Raw genomic sequence first — 15491 nt, 5'->3', positions numbered from 1 at the left:
ACTTTCTTACTTTCTCCAGTTTCAAACTTAAGCCGGCCTCGCGCCGGGCTTTTTTGCTCTCTGTGGCGGGTTACGAACAGCGATGACCTCCCGCCGGAGTGGTGACGGCCACCACGGGCGCTTGGAATCGCGATGGTTCTCAGGGGGTCAGGTCGTCCGTGGTCAAGACGAAGCCGTGGTCGGAATGCTTTTCGCGCTGCATCTTCGCGATAGCGAGATATTCGATCTCGGCCCGGTGCTTCACAAAAATTGCAATGAGTTGACCGTGGTTGAGGTGCTCGTCGATCACACGCTCGCGGTTCAAGAGGGCAGCCTCAGTTATCCGGCACCTCTCGGTATTTCCCTCGTACCGCACAACGAAGTCGACGTAGTCGCCGCTAACGACAGCCATGAGGGTGACCCTCCGCTACCTCCAGTCTTAACCGACAGCCGGCTGTTAGGTTCCGGTAAGGTGTTTCACCGGTTCAGGTCCTCAGTGGTCACGATAATACCGAGCAGAGAATCATGGCCGCTCTCCAGCTTCACAACCGCAATACGTTCAATTTCAGCTCTGTGTTTTTCAAATATCGCGAGAAGCTGATCGTGGTTGGTGTCTTTCTTTCGAACGCCCTCCTTGTTCGTAAGGGCGATATCAGACACTCGGCATTTTTGCATTTTGCCGCCGAATTCAACAAGGAAATGCACGCAGTCGCCGACAACGACAGCCATTGGCTTGCTCCTCGGGTATCTGCGATCCTTACAAATGGCGGCTGGCAGGCCCCGCACAAGCGCGTGCGGCATCATGGCTGAAGCCTTCCTCAACGGCGCCGACGCGGGAGGCTGCCGATCAGTCCTTCAAATCGAACTGCTTGCCGAGATGGTCGCCTATCTGGACGATGCGCGCGACGCACTCGCCGTAACCCACGGAGGACTGGGTGGCGTCGTCAGCGGTTGTCCGAAACTTCCAGGAAGCACCAGCCGGGATCACAGAGACGCTGATGCCCTCGGGACAATCAGCGTAGTGATTCATTTCTTCCTTGAGGAGGGCAAGGAGATCTGCCGAGGTCTTTGCGGGTTTGCTCATGTCACGCACCTCCAGGTGGTGATGGAGCGAGACTAACACGAGATTTGAGACGACAGGAGACGCAGCTTGAGCCTGATTTCGGGCCAGGCGCGGCTGAGAGATGCAACCGCATCAACCGGTCAATGCCGAATGTCCGAGGACATATCAGGCATTGCGCGCTGATTTAACGGAGGCGGGGAGCTGAACAATCTCACCCCGATGGTCGGCCGTCACACCGGCTGCATCGAGATAGTTTTGAACGGTATCGTTGATGCTGTGCTTTCGATCCAGCTTTGGAAAATCTACAATGCGCAGGCGCCCGACCATGCGGTCCGTACCCTTTGGCCCCAACAAAATCTTTTGAGCGAGTTCGATGTAATTCCCGATGTCGAAGTACTGAAACGTGTTCGGAAGATACTTTTCCATCTCGAGAAACTGTAGCGATCGCGTGAAGTAACAGATCCTGCTCAGTTCGACGGCCTGATTGGCTGGACCGGACGCGGATTGGCCGGTGTTGAGATAGGGCATGACGGTCGCATCGCACACCTTCATCGCAAGAAGGAGATCGTCGTCGCTGACATTGCTGATGAAATGAACTCTCTTCGTCAGCTTGTGTTTCTCGACAAGCTTGATCAACCGGGCGAGATACGGCTGAAGGCCGTCGCCGATCCTCAGAGTTGCTTCATGGACGCCGGAGAACATCAGGAGGTGATAGTTCTCGGGCAGATGATTCAGCGCGAGGATCGCAGTGTCGAAGCCCTTTTGCGGACCCAGAAAGCCGAACACTCCGATGAAGCGCACGTTCTCGGAAACATCCGGGAGAACCGATGGCAGGCTCGACACGTGAGCCTTGTCATCTATCGCGTCAATAAAACTCTCCGACATGTATGACAGCGGATTATCCCGGATCTCGACGCCCGGAAGGATTCGCTTGAGGATCCGTTCATCCGCCTTGCTGTGGGCAATGGCGCTCACTTTATGCTTTCGGGCAGACGCGATAATGCCACCAAGCATCAGCCGCCAGGTGAAAATCGAGTGCACGTTACGGACAAGTCTTGCGAGCCCGCGCACGGACAGATTTCGCGCTGTGTCCTTGAAGAGCCCCCGATACTCGTGCGGGAGGATCGAATGAAACGTAACGATCAGCTCTTTTGAGTTGTCCAGCACGGCCTGGAAGCGGCGCCGGATCTGGGACGGAGTTAGACCGAAAAGACTGGGTTCAAGCTGAATACAGACGATGTCGAAATTCCGCAGTCCGGGAGCGATGCCGGCAATATACTCATCGCCCTTCCTTTGATCCTTTTCATCACGCAGCGTTTCGCGCGGAAGAGGGACGACCGTAATGTCCAGATAGGGATCGAGAGCCAGCTTCAAAAAGCTGCTGTAATGCGCGATCCCGCAGCGCTCATTCCATGTGGAGAGAAGCGCTACCCGCTTTCTCGATCCGTTGATCACACGAGGACCCCTGAGATTGTGGCCGAAGGCATCGAAAACAGATCCGTAATCGTTTGATATGGCCACAGAAAATCCAACTCAGCATCAAAAATCTTGCGTGGACGGTCGCGCAACGGCCCCATAGCGGCCTCGGCCCGTCAGCCAGGTCAGGAATGTGCGCGCCTTGTCTTTTTGCTTTTCGGTGACGATTGAGAGCGCCACGGCAATTCCGGCAGCGATGAGGGAAATCTGAACCTGGATATTGTTGTAACCGGACACATAAGCCCAGGCAGGCAACAAAGCCGCGACAAGCTTGATGAGCGGTGTCGTGTAGATATAGACGCTGAATGTCGTTCCTGCGGCGGCTTTTATGATCGCTGAGACGGTCGCTTGCGGGCGGGTGATGCTGCCGCAAACTCCGATCATGCCGATGACGTGGATCGCGATCAGCAGGGATATCAGCCAGTCCAGAAGAAAGGCGTTCGAAAAATAGAACATATAGCCCGTCGCGACGCTCAGGGGGCCGAGAACCTGGATTGCGGTGAATTCGTAAAGCGGAAAACGCAGCATCACCACGTAGATCACGAGTGGGACTCCCGCAAACAGGAGTCCGAGAGTGAGTTGCGGCCGCCAGCGCTTTTGAATGTGGTAGCCCGCGACTCCGGCGAGCCAGCACGGCATGAGCGCGGCGATCTTGGGGCCCATGATAAAAAGCACCGCGCTGCCGGCTATGATCTTTGTTCGCCTGTCCCTCGGATAGAACACGGCGGCAAAGAACACGTAGTACCAGACCTCATAGGTGAGCGACCAATAAGGGCCGTTTGAAAAACACGGGTAACTGTTGTCCCAGATGTAGCTCGTCATTGTCAGGCACACAGCCAGAGACTTTGCCATCTCGTCGAGTGGCGCAAATGCCGGCGTGCCTTGAGGCCAGAGAGGGCGCACGTAGCTGTCAATGAGGACAGTGATAACAACAGCCGGAATGGCGACTGTCGCGATCCGTGCGATCCGGTTGATCGCGTATTGAGCCCCCGTGAGATCCCTCTCGGTTGCGGTGTATGCGATCAGATAGCCGGACAGCACGAAGAACAGAATGACCGCGTCATGAGCGAGGGAGCGCCACGCCAGTGCGTGTCCAAACAGGACAACTCCCGCAGCGATAATGCGCAGTGCGTCCAGATATGTCGATATCGCCGGATTCATCGCATTCGCGCGAGTTGTGCGGCGGAAATTGCCGTTTGTTTTTCTTCACTATGATCAGGCAGCGCCGGAAACCGCGGTCGCCAGAGCCAGTGAAGCGCCGTTTAACCGACCGCAAAGTCGCCTGCAAGGCGCTTGGATTCTCGATCCGCGCATAGTTGGCAATCTCACCAAAAGCTCCAATCATCGGCCTGCGGAGCAGAAAAGCTGGGGATTCTCCGCGAATCCAGTGCATTGCTCGCGTGGTTTCGCGCTAATTCCAGCTTTATCGGCCGCAAACGACGTAAAGTCTGCTGGCACGAATCACTGGGAGCCAACATGGCAACGCAACTGACCAAGTCGCAGCTGATCGAGAAGATCGCTTCGGAAAATGAAATCGCAAAGAAGGACGTCAAGGGCGTCCTCGAGACGCTGGCCTCCATCGGCTACAAGGAACTCAAGAAAAACGGCGTATTCCTGCTGCCGGGTTTCGCGAAGTTCGTTGTGATCAAGAAGCCGGCCACCAAGGCGCGCAAGGGTACCAACCCCTTCACCGGCGAGCCGATGACCTTCAAGGCCAAGCCGGCCCGCAAGATCGTCCGGGCACGGCCGGTCAAGGCTGCAAAAGACGCGGTCTGAACCCCGACTGCCTGAATGCATAAAGGCCCGCCGGTTCATCCCGGCGGGTTTTTAGCAATGAACGCTCCGCGGACTTTCCAAGCCATCCTCGCGCGAAGCGGGTGCGGGTTGTGGCCGGGGAGGCTGGGGCTTTGCACTTGGCGGGATTTTCGCGGCGTCCGTCATCGGGCAAATTCCTTATGATGCGTTGCAGCATTACATAAGGCGTTTCGCTCCAAATCCCCGTCATCCTTTAGTCTTGGATGCTTCCGGCAGACCACAACTGCTGGTTCAACAGTCTGCGCCTGCACGGCACTTCACGCGATCGCCGGGAACGGATTCTCCATTGATCTCTTAAACAATGGCGCATCCAGGAGCCGGCCATGACAGACCAAATTCCCCCGCAGCCATTCATCTATGAAGGGCTGGACCCCGTCGAAGACGAGGATCGTTTCGGCATCGGCAAGCTTTCGGCCGCAGTAAAATCTCTCAGTGATCTTGTGGAGGGCGCCAAGAAGCCCGGCATGCCACTCAGCATCCTGAGCAATATTGCGCGCGAAGCCCCACTCGGGTCGCTGCTCGCGGCCTTCGTGCTCGGCATTGCAATCGGGCGGCGGCGCTGAGATGCGCTCGATTTTCTCCGAATGGATCTGGCACGAGTTGGCGATCCCGACAGGATTCGAACCTGTAACCCGCGGAGTAGAAATCCGCTACTCTATCCAGTTGAGCTACGGGACCGTTGGGGCCTTCATATCACCCCGCGTGTGAAAAAACCGCCACCCGGCAGTGAAATTTTCTGAACCTTTCCATAGGCTCGGCCGACAAATCGGCAGGGTATGCCCAAGGGCCTGGATTGCCTTTGGGTTCTCCCGACCTAAGGTCCTGTGTTTGCCGGGTCAATGGTTTGGTGCGCTATCTTGCGCCGCATGTACGCGGCCGTCGCGCGGAATCTTTTGACCCGATATCGGTACGACCATGAGTCCGTCACGATTCGCGAATTGTTTTATTTTCAGGGCGACCGTCATTCTCAGTGTCGCCGGCAGGGAGTTTTCGTCATGATCGGTCTGGTCCGCGCCATCTCGGTTTGCGCCACACTGGCGCTCGGTCTGGTTTCAGCCAACGCCGCCGACAAGGCGTTCAGGCGGGACGATCTGGCGGACTCGGCGATCCGGCTCGAGGCCCAGATCAAGACCGAGGCCGGGATCATCAACAAGACCGCGGCGACGCTGAAGTCGGATACCGATGCCGCCTTCAAGCGCAGCGACCTGCGCGGTGCGCTGGTCCTGCTGGGGCAGACGGCAGCCGTCGCCCCCGAGGACAGCGGCAACTGGCTGCGGCTGGCCAAAACGGTTTTCCAGATACGTCCGGCGGATAACCGTGAGCGGACCTTCTTCCAAGAGCGCGCGTCCACCGCCGCTTATATCGCCTATCAGCGCGCGGCGAATGCGGGCGAGGAAGCCGACGCATTGGCGGTACTGGGCAGTGCCTTGGCTGAGCGGAAGCTCTGGCGTCCGGCGCTCGACGCGCTGCGCCTGTCGCTCGATCAGAAAGAGGTCGCGGACGTGCGCGGCCAGTACGAAAAGCTGCGCGACGAGAAGGGCTTCCGGCTGCTGGATTACAGCGTGGACTCGGATTCCGCTTCCCCACGCGCCTGTTTCCAGTTCTCCGAAGACCTCGCCAAGCGGGCCGACTTCAACCCCTTCGTGGCGCTCGGCGGCGCGGATAGCCCGGCGCTGACATCTGAAGAAAAGCAGCTTTGCGTCGAGGGACTCAAGCACGGCGAGCGCTACACCATCAACCTGCGCGCCGGCCTGCCGTCGACCGTGAAGGAGACCCTGCCGAAGTCCGCCGAGTTCAACATCTATGTCCGCGACCGCAAGCCGTTCGTGCGCTTCACCGGCCGCGCCTATGTGCTTCCGCGCACCGGCCAGAAGGGCATCCCCCTGGTCAGCGTCAACACGCCGGCCGTCTCGGTAAACATCTTCCGGATCGGCGACCGCAACCTGATCAACTCGGTGCTGGGCAGCGACTTCCAGCGCAGTCTGTCGAGCTATGAACTGTCCGACCTCGGCAACGAGAAGGGCGTCAAGGTCTGGACCGGTGAGGTCGCAACCGCTGCCACGCTCAACGCCGATGTCGTCACTGCATTCCCGATCGATCAGGCCGTCGGCGACATGCAGCCCGGCGTCTATGTGATGACCGCGGCCGCCAAGGGGCCGGGATCGTCTTCGAGTGACGATGATTCAAGTTCGCTGGCGACCCAGTGGTTCATCGTCTCGGACCTGGGTCTGACGGCCTATTCGGGCAACGACGGCGTCCATGTTTTCGTCAACTCGCTCGCCTCGACCGAGCCGACGGCGAATGCCGAGGTTCGTCTGGTGTCGCGCAGCAACGAGGTGCTGGCTACCCGCAAGACAGACAGCGTGGGTCACGTGTTGTTTGAAGCCGGGCTGGCGCGCGGTGAGGGCGGCCTGTCGCCCGCGCTGCTGTCCGTCTCCGGTGACAAGGGCGACTACGCCTTCCTCAGTCTGAAATCGAATGCGTTCGATCTGACCGATCGCGGTGTCTCGGGCCGCACAGTGCCGGCGGGGCCGGACGCGTTCGTCTACACCGAACGCGGTGTCTACCGCTCCGGCGAGACCGTTTACGTCACCGCGCTGCTGCGCGACGGCAAGGGCAACGGCGTCACCGGCACGCCGATGACGCTGGTGGTCGAGCGGCCCGACGGCGTGGAATTCCGCCGCTCCGTGGTGCCCGATCAGGGAGCTGGCGGCCGCAGCCTGACGCTGCCGCTGAATTCGGCGGTGCCGACCGGCACCTGGCGGGTCCGCGCCTTCACCGATCCGAAGGCGCCGTCGGTGGGCGAAACCACCTTCATGGTCGAGGATTATGTCGCGGACCGGATCGAATTCACCTTAACTTCCAAGGCGAAACAGATCACGGCTGAACTTCCTGCAGAACTTGAAGTGGATGGCCGATTCCTCTACGGCGCACCGGCGTCCGGCCTCGCTCTCGAAGGCGACATGCTGGTGACGACCGCGACGGAGCGTCCGGGCTATGCCGGCTACAAGTTCGGCGTCGCCGACGAGGAAACGGCGAGCAACGAGCGCACGCCGCTGGAAAACCTGCCGGAAGCCGATGCCAACGGCAAGGCGAAGTTCAGTGTCAGCCTTCCCAAGCCGCCGTCGTCGACGCGTCCGCAGGAAGCGCAGATTTTCGTCCGCATGGTGGAGACCGGCGGCCGCGCCGTCGAGCGCAAGCTGACGATTCCGGTCGCGCCCAATGAGGCCATGATCGGCGTCAAGCCGCTGTTCGCCGACAAGAACGTGGCCGAGGGCGACCCAGCCAGCTTCGACGTTGTGTTCGCAGCGCCTGACGGCAAGTCACTCGCGCGCAGCGACCTGCGCTACGAACTGCTCAAGCTTGAGTCCCGTTATCAATGGTATCGGCAGGGTTCGTCGTGGGATTACGAGCCGGTAAAATCCACCAAGCGCGTGGCCGATGGCGCCGTCGCGCTGACGGCCGACAAGCCCGCGCGCATCACGGTCTCGCCGCAGCCGGGCCGTTATCGCCTCGACGTGAAGACCGGCGACAACGATGGCCCGATCACCTCGGTGCAGTTCGATGTCGGCTGGTATTCCGACGGCAGCGCCGACACGCCGGACCTCTTGGAAACCTCCATCGACAAGCCGGAATACAAGTCCGGCGACACCATGGTCGTGTCCGTGAATGCGCGCACCGCAGGCAAACTCACCATAAACGTGCTGGGCGATCGTCTGCTCACCACGCAGTCCACCGACATCAAGGAAGGCCAGAACAAGGTCAACATTACCGTCGGCAAGGACTGGGGCACGGGCGCCTATGTTCTCGCCACGTTGCGCCGTCCGCTCGATGCCGCCGCGCAGCGGATGCCGGGCCGCGCCATCGGTCTCAAGTGGTTCGGGATCGACAAGGCAGAGCGCACGCTCAAGGTCTCGCTGACGCCGCCCGCGCTGGTGCGTCCGGGTACAGCACTCAAGCTGCCGGTGAAGATAGAAGGTCTGAGCCGCGGCGAAGACGCCAAGATCGTTGTGGCGGCCGTCGATGTCGGCATTCTCAATCTGACCAACTACAAGCCGCCCGCGCCGGACGATTACTATCTCGGCCAGCGCCGCATGACGTCCGAAATCCGTGACCTCTACGGGCAACTGATCGACGGCATGCAGGGCACGCGCGGCCAGATCCGCACCGGCGGTGACGGCGCTGCCGCCGAGTTGCAGGGCAGCCCTCCGACCCAGAAGCCGCTCGCGCTCTATTCCGGCATCGTCACAGTCGGCGCCGACGGCACGGCGAACATCTCCTTTGACATTCCGGAGTTTGCCGGCACCGCGCGCGTCATGGCCGTGGCCTGGACGGCCACCAAGGTCGGACGCGCCAATACCGATGTGACGGTGCGCGATCCTGTGGTGCTGACGGCGACGTTGCCGCGCTTCCTGCTCAGCGGCGATCGCGGCACCATGAACCTCGATCTCGACAACGTGGAAGGCGCTGCGGGCGATTACATCATCTCCGTTAAGCCCTCGGGTCCGGTGAAACTCACCGGCAACCCGGCGACCACGATGCGGCTGGCTGCCAAGCAGCGCAGCACCGTTGCGCTCGCCATCGATGCGACAGGCGGAGCAGGGGCCGCATCGCTCGATGTCGACATCAAGGGGCCGAACGGGCTGACGCTCGCGCGGCACTATGACCTCAACGTCAAACCGGCGACGCAGATCCTCGCGCGCCGCTCGGTTCGCACGCTGGCGAAGGGCGAGAGCCTGACACTGACGTCGGACATGTTCTCCGATCTCGTGCAGGGCACCGGCGGGGTGCAGCTGTCGGTCGGCCTGTCTACCGCGCTCGATGCCGCCACGATCCTGAAAGCGCTGGACCGTTATCCGTTCGGATGCTCCGAGCAGATCACCAGCCGCGCCATGCCGCTGCTGTACGTCAATGATCTGGCGGCGGAGAACCATCTTGCGCTGGATACCGGCGTCGATCAGCGCATCAAGGATGCGATCGATCGATTGCTCGCGCGGCAAGGCTCCAACGGTTCGTTCGGCCTCTGGTCGGCGGGCGGCGACGATGCCTGGCTCGATGCCTATGTCACCGACTTCCTGACGCGGGCACGCGAGAAGGGCTTTGCCGTACCGGACGTGCTGTTCAAGACGGCGCTGGACCGCATCCGCAATTCGGTCGTCAATGCCGAGGAGCCGGAGAAGGACGGCGGCCGCGATCTCGCCTATGGCCTCTATGTGCTGGCGAAGAACGGCACCGCGCCGATCGGCGACCTGCGTTATCTCGCCGACACCAAGCTGAACAACATCGCCACTCCCATCGCCAAGGCACAGCTCGCCGCGGCGCTGGCGCTGGTCGGTGATCGTGGCCGCGCTGAGCGCGTCTATGCGGCGGCGGTGAACAGCCTCGCGCCGAAGCCTGCGCTTGAATTCGGCCGCATGGACTACGGCTCGTCGCTGCGCGATGCGGCGGCGCTGGTCTCGCTGTCCAGCGAAGGCAATGCGCCGAAGGCGACGATCAGCCTCGCGGTCGAACGCGTCGAGGCCGCACGCGGTCTGACGCCCTACACCTCGACGCAGGAAAACGCGTGGCTGGTTCTGGCCTCGCGGGCGCTGGCGAAGGAGGCGAATGGTCTCGCGATCACCGTCAATGGAGAAGCGGCGAAGAACGCGATCTACCGCAACTACCGCAGCACGGACATCGCGGCAAAGCCGATCACCATCACCAATAGCGGCGAGACGCCGGTGCAGGCGGTGGTCTCGGTCACCGGCGCACCGATTACGCCGGAACCTGCGGCCTCGAACGGCTTCAAGATCGAGCGCAATTTCTTCACGCTCGACGGCAAGCCCGCCGATGTCAGCAAGGCGAAGCAGAACGACCGCTTCGCCGTCGTCCTCAAGGTCACTGAAGCCAAGCCGGAGTTCGGCCGCATCATGGTGGTCGATTATCTCCCGGCAGGCCTCGAGATCGACAATCCGAAGCTGGTGTCGTCCGGCGACTCGGGAACGCTCGACTGGATCGAGGACGGCGAGGAGCCGGAGCACACCGAGTTCCGCGATGACCGTTTCAGCGCGGCGATTGAACGCGAAGCCAAGGACGAAGCGGTGTTCACGGTCGCCTACATCGTGCGCGCGGTCTCGCCCGGCAAGTACGTGCTGCCGCAGGCCTATGTCGAGGACATGTACAATCCTTCGCGTTACGGGCGAACGGGCACCGGAACCGTCGAGGTGACGAAGGCGAAATGAGCGAGAAGGCTGACGATAATTCGCATGTTACCGGCGAAACTTTTCCGGTCGTCCCGGCGCAGCGGATGCATGCTCTTGCTTCACCTCTCCCGTGGGGAGATGTCGGATCGCGAAGCGATCCGGGTGAGGGCGTAGAATCTATCGAGGGATCGAGAGCTCCTCACCCCAACCCTCTCCCCACCGGGGAGAGGGGGCCGATTTCGCTCGCTGCAAGGTCGGCACCGCGGAGAGACATACTTCGCAGCTTCGCACTATCGACCATGGCTGTGTTTGCTTTCTTGGTCACCGCCGCCTCCCTCTGGATCGCCTCACTCCCACCGCTGCCTTTCGCGGAGGCGCGGAAAATCTCGACAACGATTGTCGACCGCAACGGCAAGCTGCTGCGCGCCTTCGCGATGGCGGATGGCCGCTGGCGCTTGCCCGCTCACGCAAAGGATGTCGATCCGGGTTATCTCAATCTGCTGCTGAGCTACGAGGACAAGCGCTTCCGCTCGCACATCGGCGTCGATCCACTGGCGATCGGACGCGCCGCGTTTCAACTCGTGACGCGCGGGCATATCGTTTCCGGCGGTTCGACCATCACCATGCAGGTGGCGCGGCTGATGGAGCCACGGCAGGAGCGCTCGGTCTCGGCCAAGCTGCGTCAGATGGTGCGCGCGGTTCAGCTTGAGCGCAAACTCGGCAAGGACGAGATCCTCGATCTCTATCTGACGCTGGCGCCGTTCGGTGGCAATCTCGAGGGTGTTCGCGCCGCGTCGTTCGCTTACTTCGGCAAGGAGCCGAAGCGGTTGTCGCTGGCGGAGTCCGCGCTGCTGGTGGCGCTGCCGCAGTCGCCGGAAACGCGGCGGCTCGACCGTCATCCGGAAGCCGCGCGCGCCGCGCGCGATCATGTCTTGTCGCTCATGGTTGCGGATGGACGTGTGTCTGCCGACGATGCGGCGCAGGCGAAGCGCGAAGCCGTGCCACGCCTGCGCAAGCCGATGCCGCTGCTGGCGCCGCATTCGACCGACCAGTCGCTGGCGATCATGAAGGACACGCCGCTGATCCAGCTCACGCTGGATTCAACGATCCAGAAAGCGCTGGAGTCGTTGGCGCGGGATCGCGCGATTGCACTCGGACCTGACGTCTCGGTCGGCCTTCTCGCGGTCGACAACGAGAGCGGCGATGTGCTGGCGCATGTCGGATCGTCCGATTATTTCGACACAAGGCGCGCGGGGCAGGTGGACATGACCCGCGCGGTGCGCTCGCCCGGCTCGACGCTCAAGCCGTTCATCTACGGTCTCGCGTTCGAGGATGGTTTTGTGCATCCCGAAAGCCTGATCGAGGACCGTCCGATCCGCTACGGCTCTTACGCGCCGGAAAACTTCGACATGACGTTTCAGGGCACCGTCGCTGTACGCAAGGCCTTGCAGATGTCGCTCAACGTCCCCGCCATCGCGCTGCTCGACCGGATCGGCTCCAACCGGCTGACGGCGCGGATCAAGCAGGCGGGCGCGAACCTGATCCTGCCGAAGGACGAAACGCCCGGTCTTGCCATGGGCCTCGGCGGCGTCGGCGTCACACTGAATGATCTCGTCCGGCTCTATTCGGGATTTCCACGGCTCGGCGAGACGACAGCGCTGCGGGAAATCGTGCGGCCGGACGACGCAGCCGAGCCCGAGACGCGGCGTCTGCTCGATCCATCGGCCGCATGGCTGGTCAGCAATGTGCTGATGGGCACGCCGCCGCCGGACAACGCGCCGCATAACCGGCTCGCGTTCAAAACGGGCACCAGCTACGGCTACCGCGATGCCTGGTCGGTCGGTTTCGACGGTCGGATGACCATCGGGGTCTGGGTTGGGCGGCCTGACGGCGCGCCGGTTCCGGGCCTGACCGGCCGGACGGCGGCGGCTCCGATCCTGTTCGATGCCTTTGCGCGTACCGGCAAGCTGCCGATGGCGCTCCCGAAGGCCCCAAAGGGGACCCTGATAGCGAGCAACGCCAGGTTGCCGCTGCCGTTGCGGCGTTTTCGTCCGTCAGGCGACTTCGTTCGGACCGGCAGCGAACAGGCTCTGCGTATCCAGTTCCCGCTGAACGGCTCGCGGATCGACGCCTTTGGAGGCGGAGAAGCCGGTCAGTCGGCCATGCCGGTGAAGGTCGCGGGCGGGGTGCTACCCATGACCATGATGGTTAACGGCGTGGCGGTCGGAAACATCGACAGCCGGCGCCAGAAACTGGTCGATCCGCCGGGGCCGGGCTTCGTCCGGCTGACCGTGATGGATGCGACTGGCGCGGCGGACACAGTCGTCGTGAGAATTCAGTAGAGCGGGCTCGACCTGTTGTCCGGCTATCGGTTTCAGCGTATGCGGAACCGATGGCTGAGACCTACCCAAGACCCAGATTTGGCGCGCCGCGCGAACCGGTTGAGCAGAAGAATCCCGGCAGCGGACTCGTGCGCGTGGTCGATTTTACGGTCGGAAGCCATGCCCGCGCCGTCGCGTTGCTTGTCCTGGCCGGCCTGCTGTTTTTCCTGCCCGGTTTCTTCAACATTCCACCGGTCGACCGCGACGAAGCCCGCTTCGCGCAGGCGACCAAACAAATGGTCGAGAGCGGCGATTTCGTCGACATCCGTTTCCAGGACGAGGTGCGCTACAAGAAGCCCGTCGGCATCTACTGGGCGCAGGCCGCAGTCGTCGAGACTGCATCCAAGCTCGGCCTGCCGCGCGCGCAGGTCCGCATCTGGCTGTATCGCATTCCCTCATTGATCGGCGCCATCGGCGCGGTGCTGCTGACCTACTGGACAGCGCTGGCATTCGTCACGCGCCGCGGCGCGCTGCTCGCCGGCCTGATCATGTGCAGTTCGATCCTGCTGGGTGTCGAAGCGCGTCTGGCGAAGACCGACGCGATGCTGCTGCTGACCACCACGGCGGTCATGGGCGCGATGGCGCGCGCCTATCTGTCGTGGCAGCGCGGCGACGACAATCCACATCCGTCGTGGACACTTGCGTTTGTGTTCTGGACCGCCATTGCGGGCGGCATTCTGCTGAAAGGCCCGCTGATCCTGATGTTCGTCGCGACGACCGTCGTGACCCTCGCGGTTCTCGATCGTTCGTCAGCGTGGCTGTGGCGTCTGCGTCCAGTCTGGGGATTGATGTGGACGCTGGTGCTGGTGCTGCCGTGGTTCATCGCGATCTTCCTCAAGGCCGGCGATACTTTCTTCGCAAATTCGCTTGGCGCTGACATGCTGAGCAAGGTCGCCAGTCCGCAGGAGTCGCATGGCGCGCCGCCGGGACTCTATTTTGTTCTGTTCTGGGTGACGTTCTGGCCCGGCGCTGCGATGGCCGGCATGGCGACGCCGGCGATCTGGCGCGCGCGCCGTGAGCCCGGTGCACAGTTCCTGCTGGCATGGCTGTTGCCGGCCTGGATCGTCTTTGAACTCGTCATCACCAAGCTGCCGCACTATGTGCTGCCGCTTTATCCGGCCATCGCCATCCTGATCGTCGGCGCGCTGGAGCGCAAAGTGCTGTCGCGTTCCGCATGGATCGTGCGCGGGGCGGCATGGTGGTTCGTGTTGCCGCTGATCATCACCGTCGCATCCATCATCGGCGCGATCGCGCTGCTGCGGCAGCCGGAGTTTCTGGCCTGGCCGTTCGCGGCCGGTGCGCTGATCTTCGGGCTCTTCGCCTGGTGGATGTATGACGACACTCACGCCGAGCGTTCTCTGCTGAATGCGATCGGCGCGTCGTGGTTCATGGCGGCGTGTATTTACGGCGTCGTGGTGCCGTCGCTTGCGCCGTTGTTCCCGAGCGTCCAGATCGCGCGTGCGCTGCGCAGCGTCGAATGCGTCGGACCGGCGGCCGCGGCCGCCGGTTTCCAGGAGCCGAGCCTCGTCTTCATGGTGGGCACGTCGACCGTCCTGACCAACGGCTCGGGCGCGGCGGACTTCCTGTTGCAGGGAAGCTGCCGGTTTGCGCTCGTGGAATGGCGCGAGGAGCGCGCGTTCGCGCAGCGTGCCGAAGCAATCGGGCTGCGTTACAACGCCGGCACGCGCATCGATGGTTATAATTTCTCGCAAGGCCGTGCGATTTCGGTCGCCATCTTCCGCTCCGAAGGTACGGAGTAAATGGCGACTGGACCCGGCGCGCGACCGGCAAATTATGTGACGCGGGTCGGGCAGGTTGCGTGGCAGTCGGTGGCGCGGCTGGTGCGTGCGCCGTCGCACTCGCGGCGTGCCGAGGCGCGCCGCGCCCTCGCACGGCGATGGATTGGCGTTGCCGCACTGACGGCGATCGCCATCGGCATTCTGATGTTCGCAGTCGATGTCGCGGCCATCAAGCAGATGCCCGCGCGCGGCACTGCCAGCCTGTGGTGGCTGCGGATCTTCACCGATTTCGGCAAGTCGACTTATGTGCTGTGGACGCTGGCGGGACTGCTCTTCGTCATTCTGCTGATCCAGCCGTTGCTCAGCGACGTCTTGCGATCAATGCTGATCGCGTTCGGCGTGCGCATTCAGTATCTGTTTTTCGCGGTGCTGTTCGCGGTTCTGTGCGGCGAGCTTCTGAAATACATCATCGGCCGGAGCCGGCCCTTTGTCGGCGGCGATGCCAACGCGTTTTTCTACCAGCATTTTGCCGGCAATCCGGCGTTCGAGAGTCTGCCGTCCGGTCACGCGACCACGGCGTTCGCGCTGGCCTTCGCGGTCTCCGCCGTGTGGCGGCGGATGACTCTTTTCATGTTCGTTTATGCGGTGCTGATCTGCGTCAGCAGGGTGGTGCTGCTGGCCCATCACCCGAGCGACGTGGTCGCGGGGGCGCTGACCGGGATCATCGGCGCGATGATCGTCCAGTACTGGTTCGCGGCCCGCCGCCTTGGGTTCAAGATCGTGAGCGGCGGGGCCATTGAAACCCTCGCAGGACCGTCATGGCCTGCCCTGAAAAAGGTTGCTCGCGGCGCTTAGG

General features: G+C 62.2%; 11 protein-coding genes and 1 tRNA gene. 6 read left to right on the top strand and 6 right to left on the bottom strand.

The window, feature by feature from the left end; genetic code table 11:
• Positions 1–139 precede the first annotated feature (139 nt).
• The 5 genes from I554_RS0103685 to I554_RS0103665 form a co-directional block, all read right to left on the bottom strand.
• The gene (locus I554_RS0103685) at positions 140–391 is read right to left on the bottom strand and encodes a DUF1488 family protein (RefSeq protein WP_024577884.1); all 252 of its coding nucleotides are present in this window, start codon (positions 389–391) and stop codon (positions 140–142) included.
• Positions 392–456: 65 nt separating this feature from the next.
• Positions 457–708 (bottom strand): DUF1488 family protein, encoded by a 252-nt coding sequence (locus tag I554_RS26210; RefSeq protein ID WP_192817728.1) that lies wholly within the window; start codon positions 706–708, stop codon positions 457–459.
• A gap of 118 nt (positions 709–826) precedes the next feature.
• Positions 827–1063, bottom strand: coding sequence for a hypothetical protein (locus tag I554_RS0103675; RefSeq protein ID WP_024577886.1), 237 nt, complete (start codon positions 1061–1063; stop codon positions 827–829).
• A 144-nt stretch (positions 1064–1207) separates the two neighbouring features.
• On the bottom strand, positions 1208–2497 hold the full coding sequence (locus I554_RS0103670; protein ID WP_034475752.1) for a glycosyltransferase: 1290 nt from the start codon (positions 2495–2497) through the stop codon (positions 1208–1210).
• A gap of 84 nt (positions 2498–2581) precedes the next feature.
• A complete protein-coding gene (locus I554_RS0103665; RefSeq protein ID WP_024577888.1) occupies positions 2582–3679 on the bottom strand; it encodes an acyltransferase in 1098 nt (365 codons plus the stop codon).
• Positions 3680–3994: 315 nt separating this feature from the next.
• On the opposite strand from I554_RS0103665, the gene I554_RS0103660 reads away from it, so the two are divergent.
• Positions 3995–4294: an HU family DNA-binding protein gene (locus I554_RS0103660; protein ID WP_024577889.1), complete on the top strand. Its 300-nt coding sequence runs from the start codon at positions 3995–3997 to the stop codon at positions 4292–4294.
• Positions 4295–4656: 362 nt separating this feature from the next.
• The gene (locus tag I554_RS0103655) at positions 4657–4896 is read left to right on the top strand and encodes a hypothetical protein (RefSeq protein WP_024577890.1); all 240 of its coding nucleotides are present in this window, start codon (positions 4657–4659) and stop codon (positions 4894–4896) included.
• Between the two features lie 38 nt (positions 4897–4934).
• Here I554_RS0103655 and I554_RS0103650 read toward each other — a convergent pair.
• Positions 4935–5011: transfer RNA gene (locus I554_RS0103650), tRNA-Arg, on the bottom strand.
• Between the two features lie 317 nt (positions 5012–5328).
• Here I554_RS0103650 and I554_RS0103645 point away from each other — a divergent pair.
• The 4 genes from I554_RS0103645 (at position 5329) to I554_RS0103630 (ending at position 15490) form a co-directional block, all read left to right on the top strand.
• Positions 5329–10554 carry an alpha-2-macroglobulin gene (locus tag I554_RS0103645; protein WP_024577891.1) on the top strand — a complete coding sequence of 1742 codons (5226 nt, stop codon included), beginning with the start codon at positions 5329–5331 and terminating at the stop codon, positions 10552–10554.
• A gap of 260 nt (positions 10555–10814) precedes the next feature.
• Positions 10815–12857, top strand: a complete 2043-nt coding sequence (gene pbpC, locus I554_RS0103640; RefSeq protein WP_024577892.1) for a penicillin-binding protein 1C — start codon at positions 10815–10817, stop codon at positions 12855–12857.
• A gap of 50 nt (positions 12858–12907) precedes the next feature.
• Positions 12908–14656, top strand: a complete 1749-nt coding sequence (locus tag I554_RS0103635) for a glycosyltransferase family 39 protein (protein ID WP_024577893.1) — start codon at positions 12908–12910, stop codon at positions 14654–14656.
• Positions 14657–15490, top strand: a complete 834-nt coding sequence (locus tag I554_RS0103630) for a phosphatase PAP2 family protein (protein WP_029659575.1) — start codon at positions 14657–14659, stop codon at positions 15488–15490. It begins immediately after the preceding gene.
• Position 15491: the final 1 nt, after the last annotated feature.

The organism is Afipia sp. OHSU_II-C1, from assembly GCF_000497575.1.
Lineage (GTDB): Bacteria > Pseudomonadota > Alphaproteobacteria > Rhizobiales > Xanthobacteraceae > Afipia.
Note: the sequence above shows the minus strand (reverse complement) of the source record. Positions and strands in the feature narration are given on the sequence as shown.

What these genes read in the sequence shown, in the direction of transcription:
- I554_RS26210 (WP_192817728.1), bottom strand. Translation starts at nt 708, where the DNA reads ATGGCTGTCGTTGTCGGCGACTGCGTGCATTTCCTTGTTGAATTCGGC.
- pbpC (WP_024577892.1), top strand. Translation starts at nt 10,815, where the DNA reads ATGGCTGTGTTTGCTTTCTTGGTCACCGCCGCCTCCCTCTGGATCGCC.
- I554_RS0103675 (WP_024577886.1), bottom strand. Translation starts at nt 1,063, where the DNA reads ATGAGCAAACCCGCAAAGACCTCGGCAGATCTCCTTGCCCTCCTCAAG.
- I554_RS0103635 (WP_024577893.1), top strand. Translation starts at nt 12,908, where the DNA reads ATGGCTGAGACCTACCCAAGACCCAGATTTGGCGCGCCGCGCGAACCG.
- I554_RS0103665 (WP_024577888.1), bottom strand. Translation starts at nt 3,679, where the DNA reads ATGAATCCGGCGATATCGACATATCTGGACGCACTGCGCATTATCGCT.
- I554_RS0103630 (WP_029659575.1), top strand. Translation starts at nt 14,657, where the DNA reads ATGGCGACTGGACCCGGCGCGCGACCGGCAAATTATGTGACGCGGGTC.
- I554_RS0103660 (WP_024577889.1), top strand. Translation starts at nt 3,995, where the DNA reads ATGGCAACGCAACTGACCAAGTCGCAGCTGATCGAGAAGATCGCTTCG.
- I554_RS0103645 (WP_024577891.1), top strand. Translation starts at nt 5,329, where the DNA reads ATGATCGGTCTGGTCCGCGCCATCTCGGTTTGCGCCACACTGGCGCTC.
- I554_RS0103655 (WP_024577890.1), top strand. Translation starts at nt 4,657, where the DNA reads ATGACAGACCAAATTCCCCCGCAGCCATTCATCTATGAAGGGCTGGAC.
- I554_RS0103685 (WP_024577884.1), bottom strand. Translation starts at nt 391, where the DNA reads ATGGCTGTCGTTAGCGGCGACTACGTCGACTTCGTTGTGCGGTACGAG.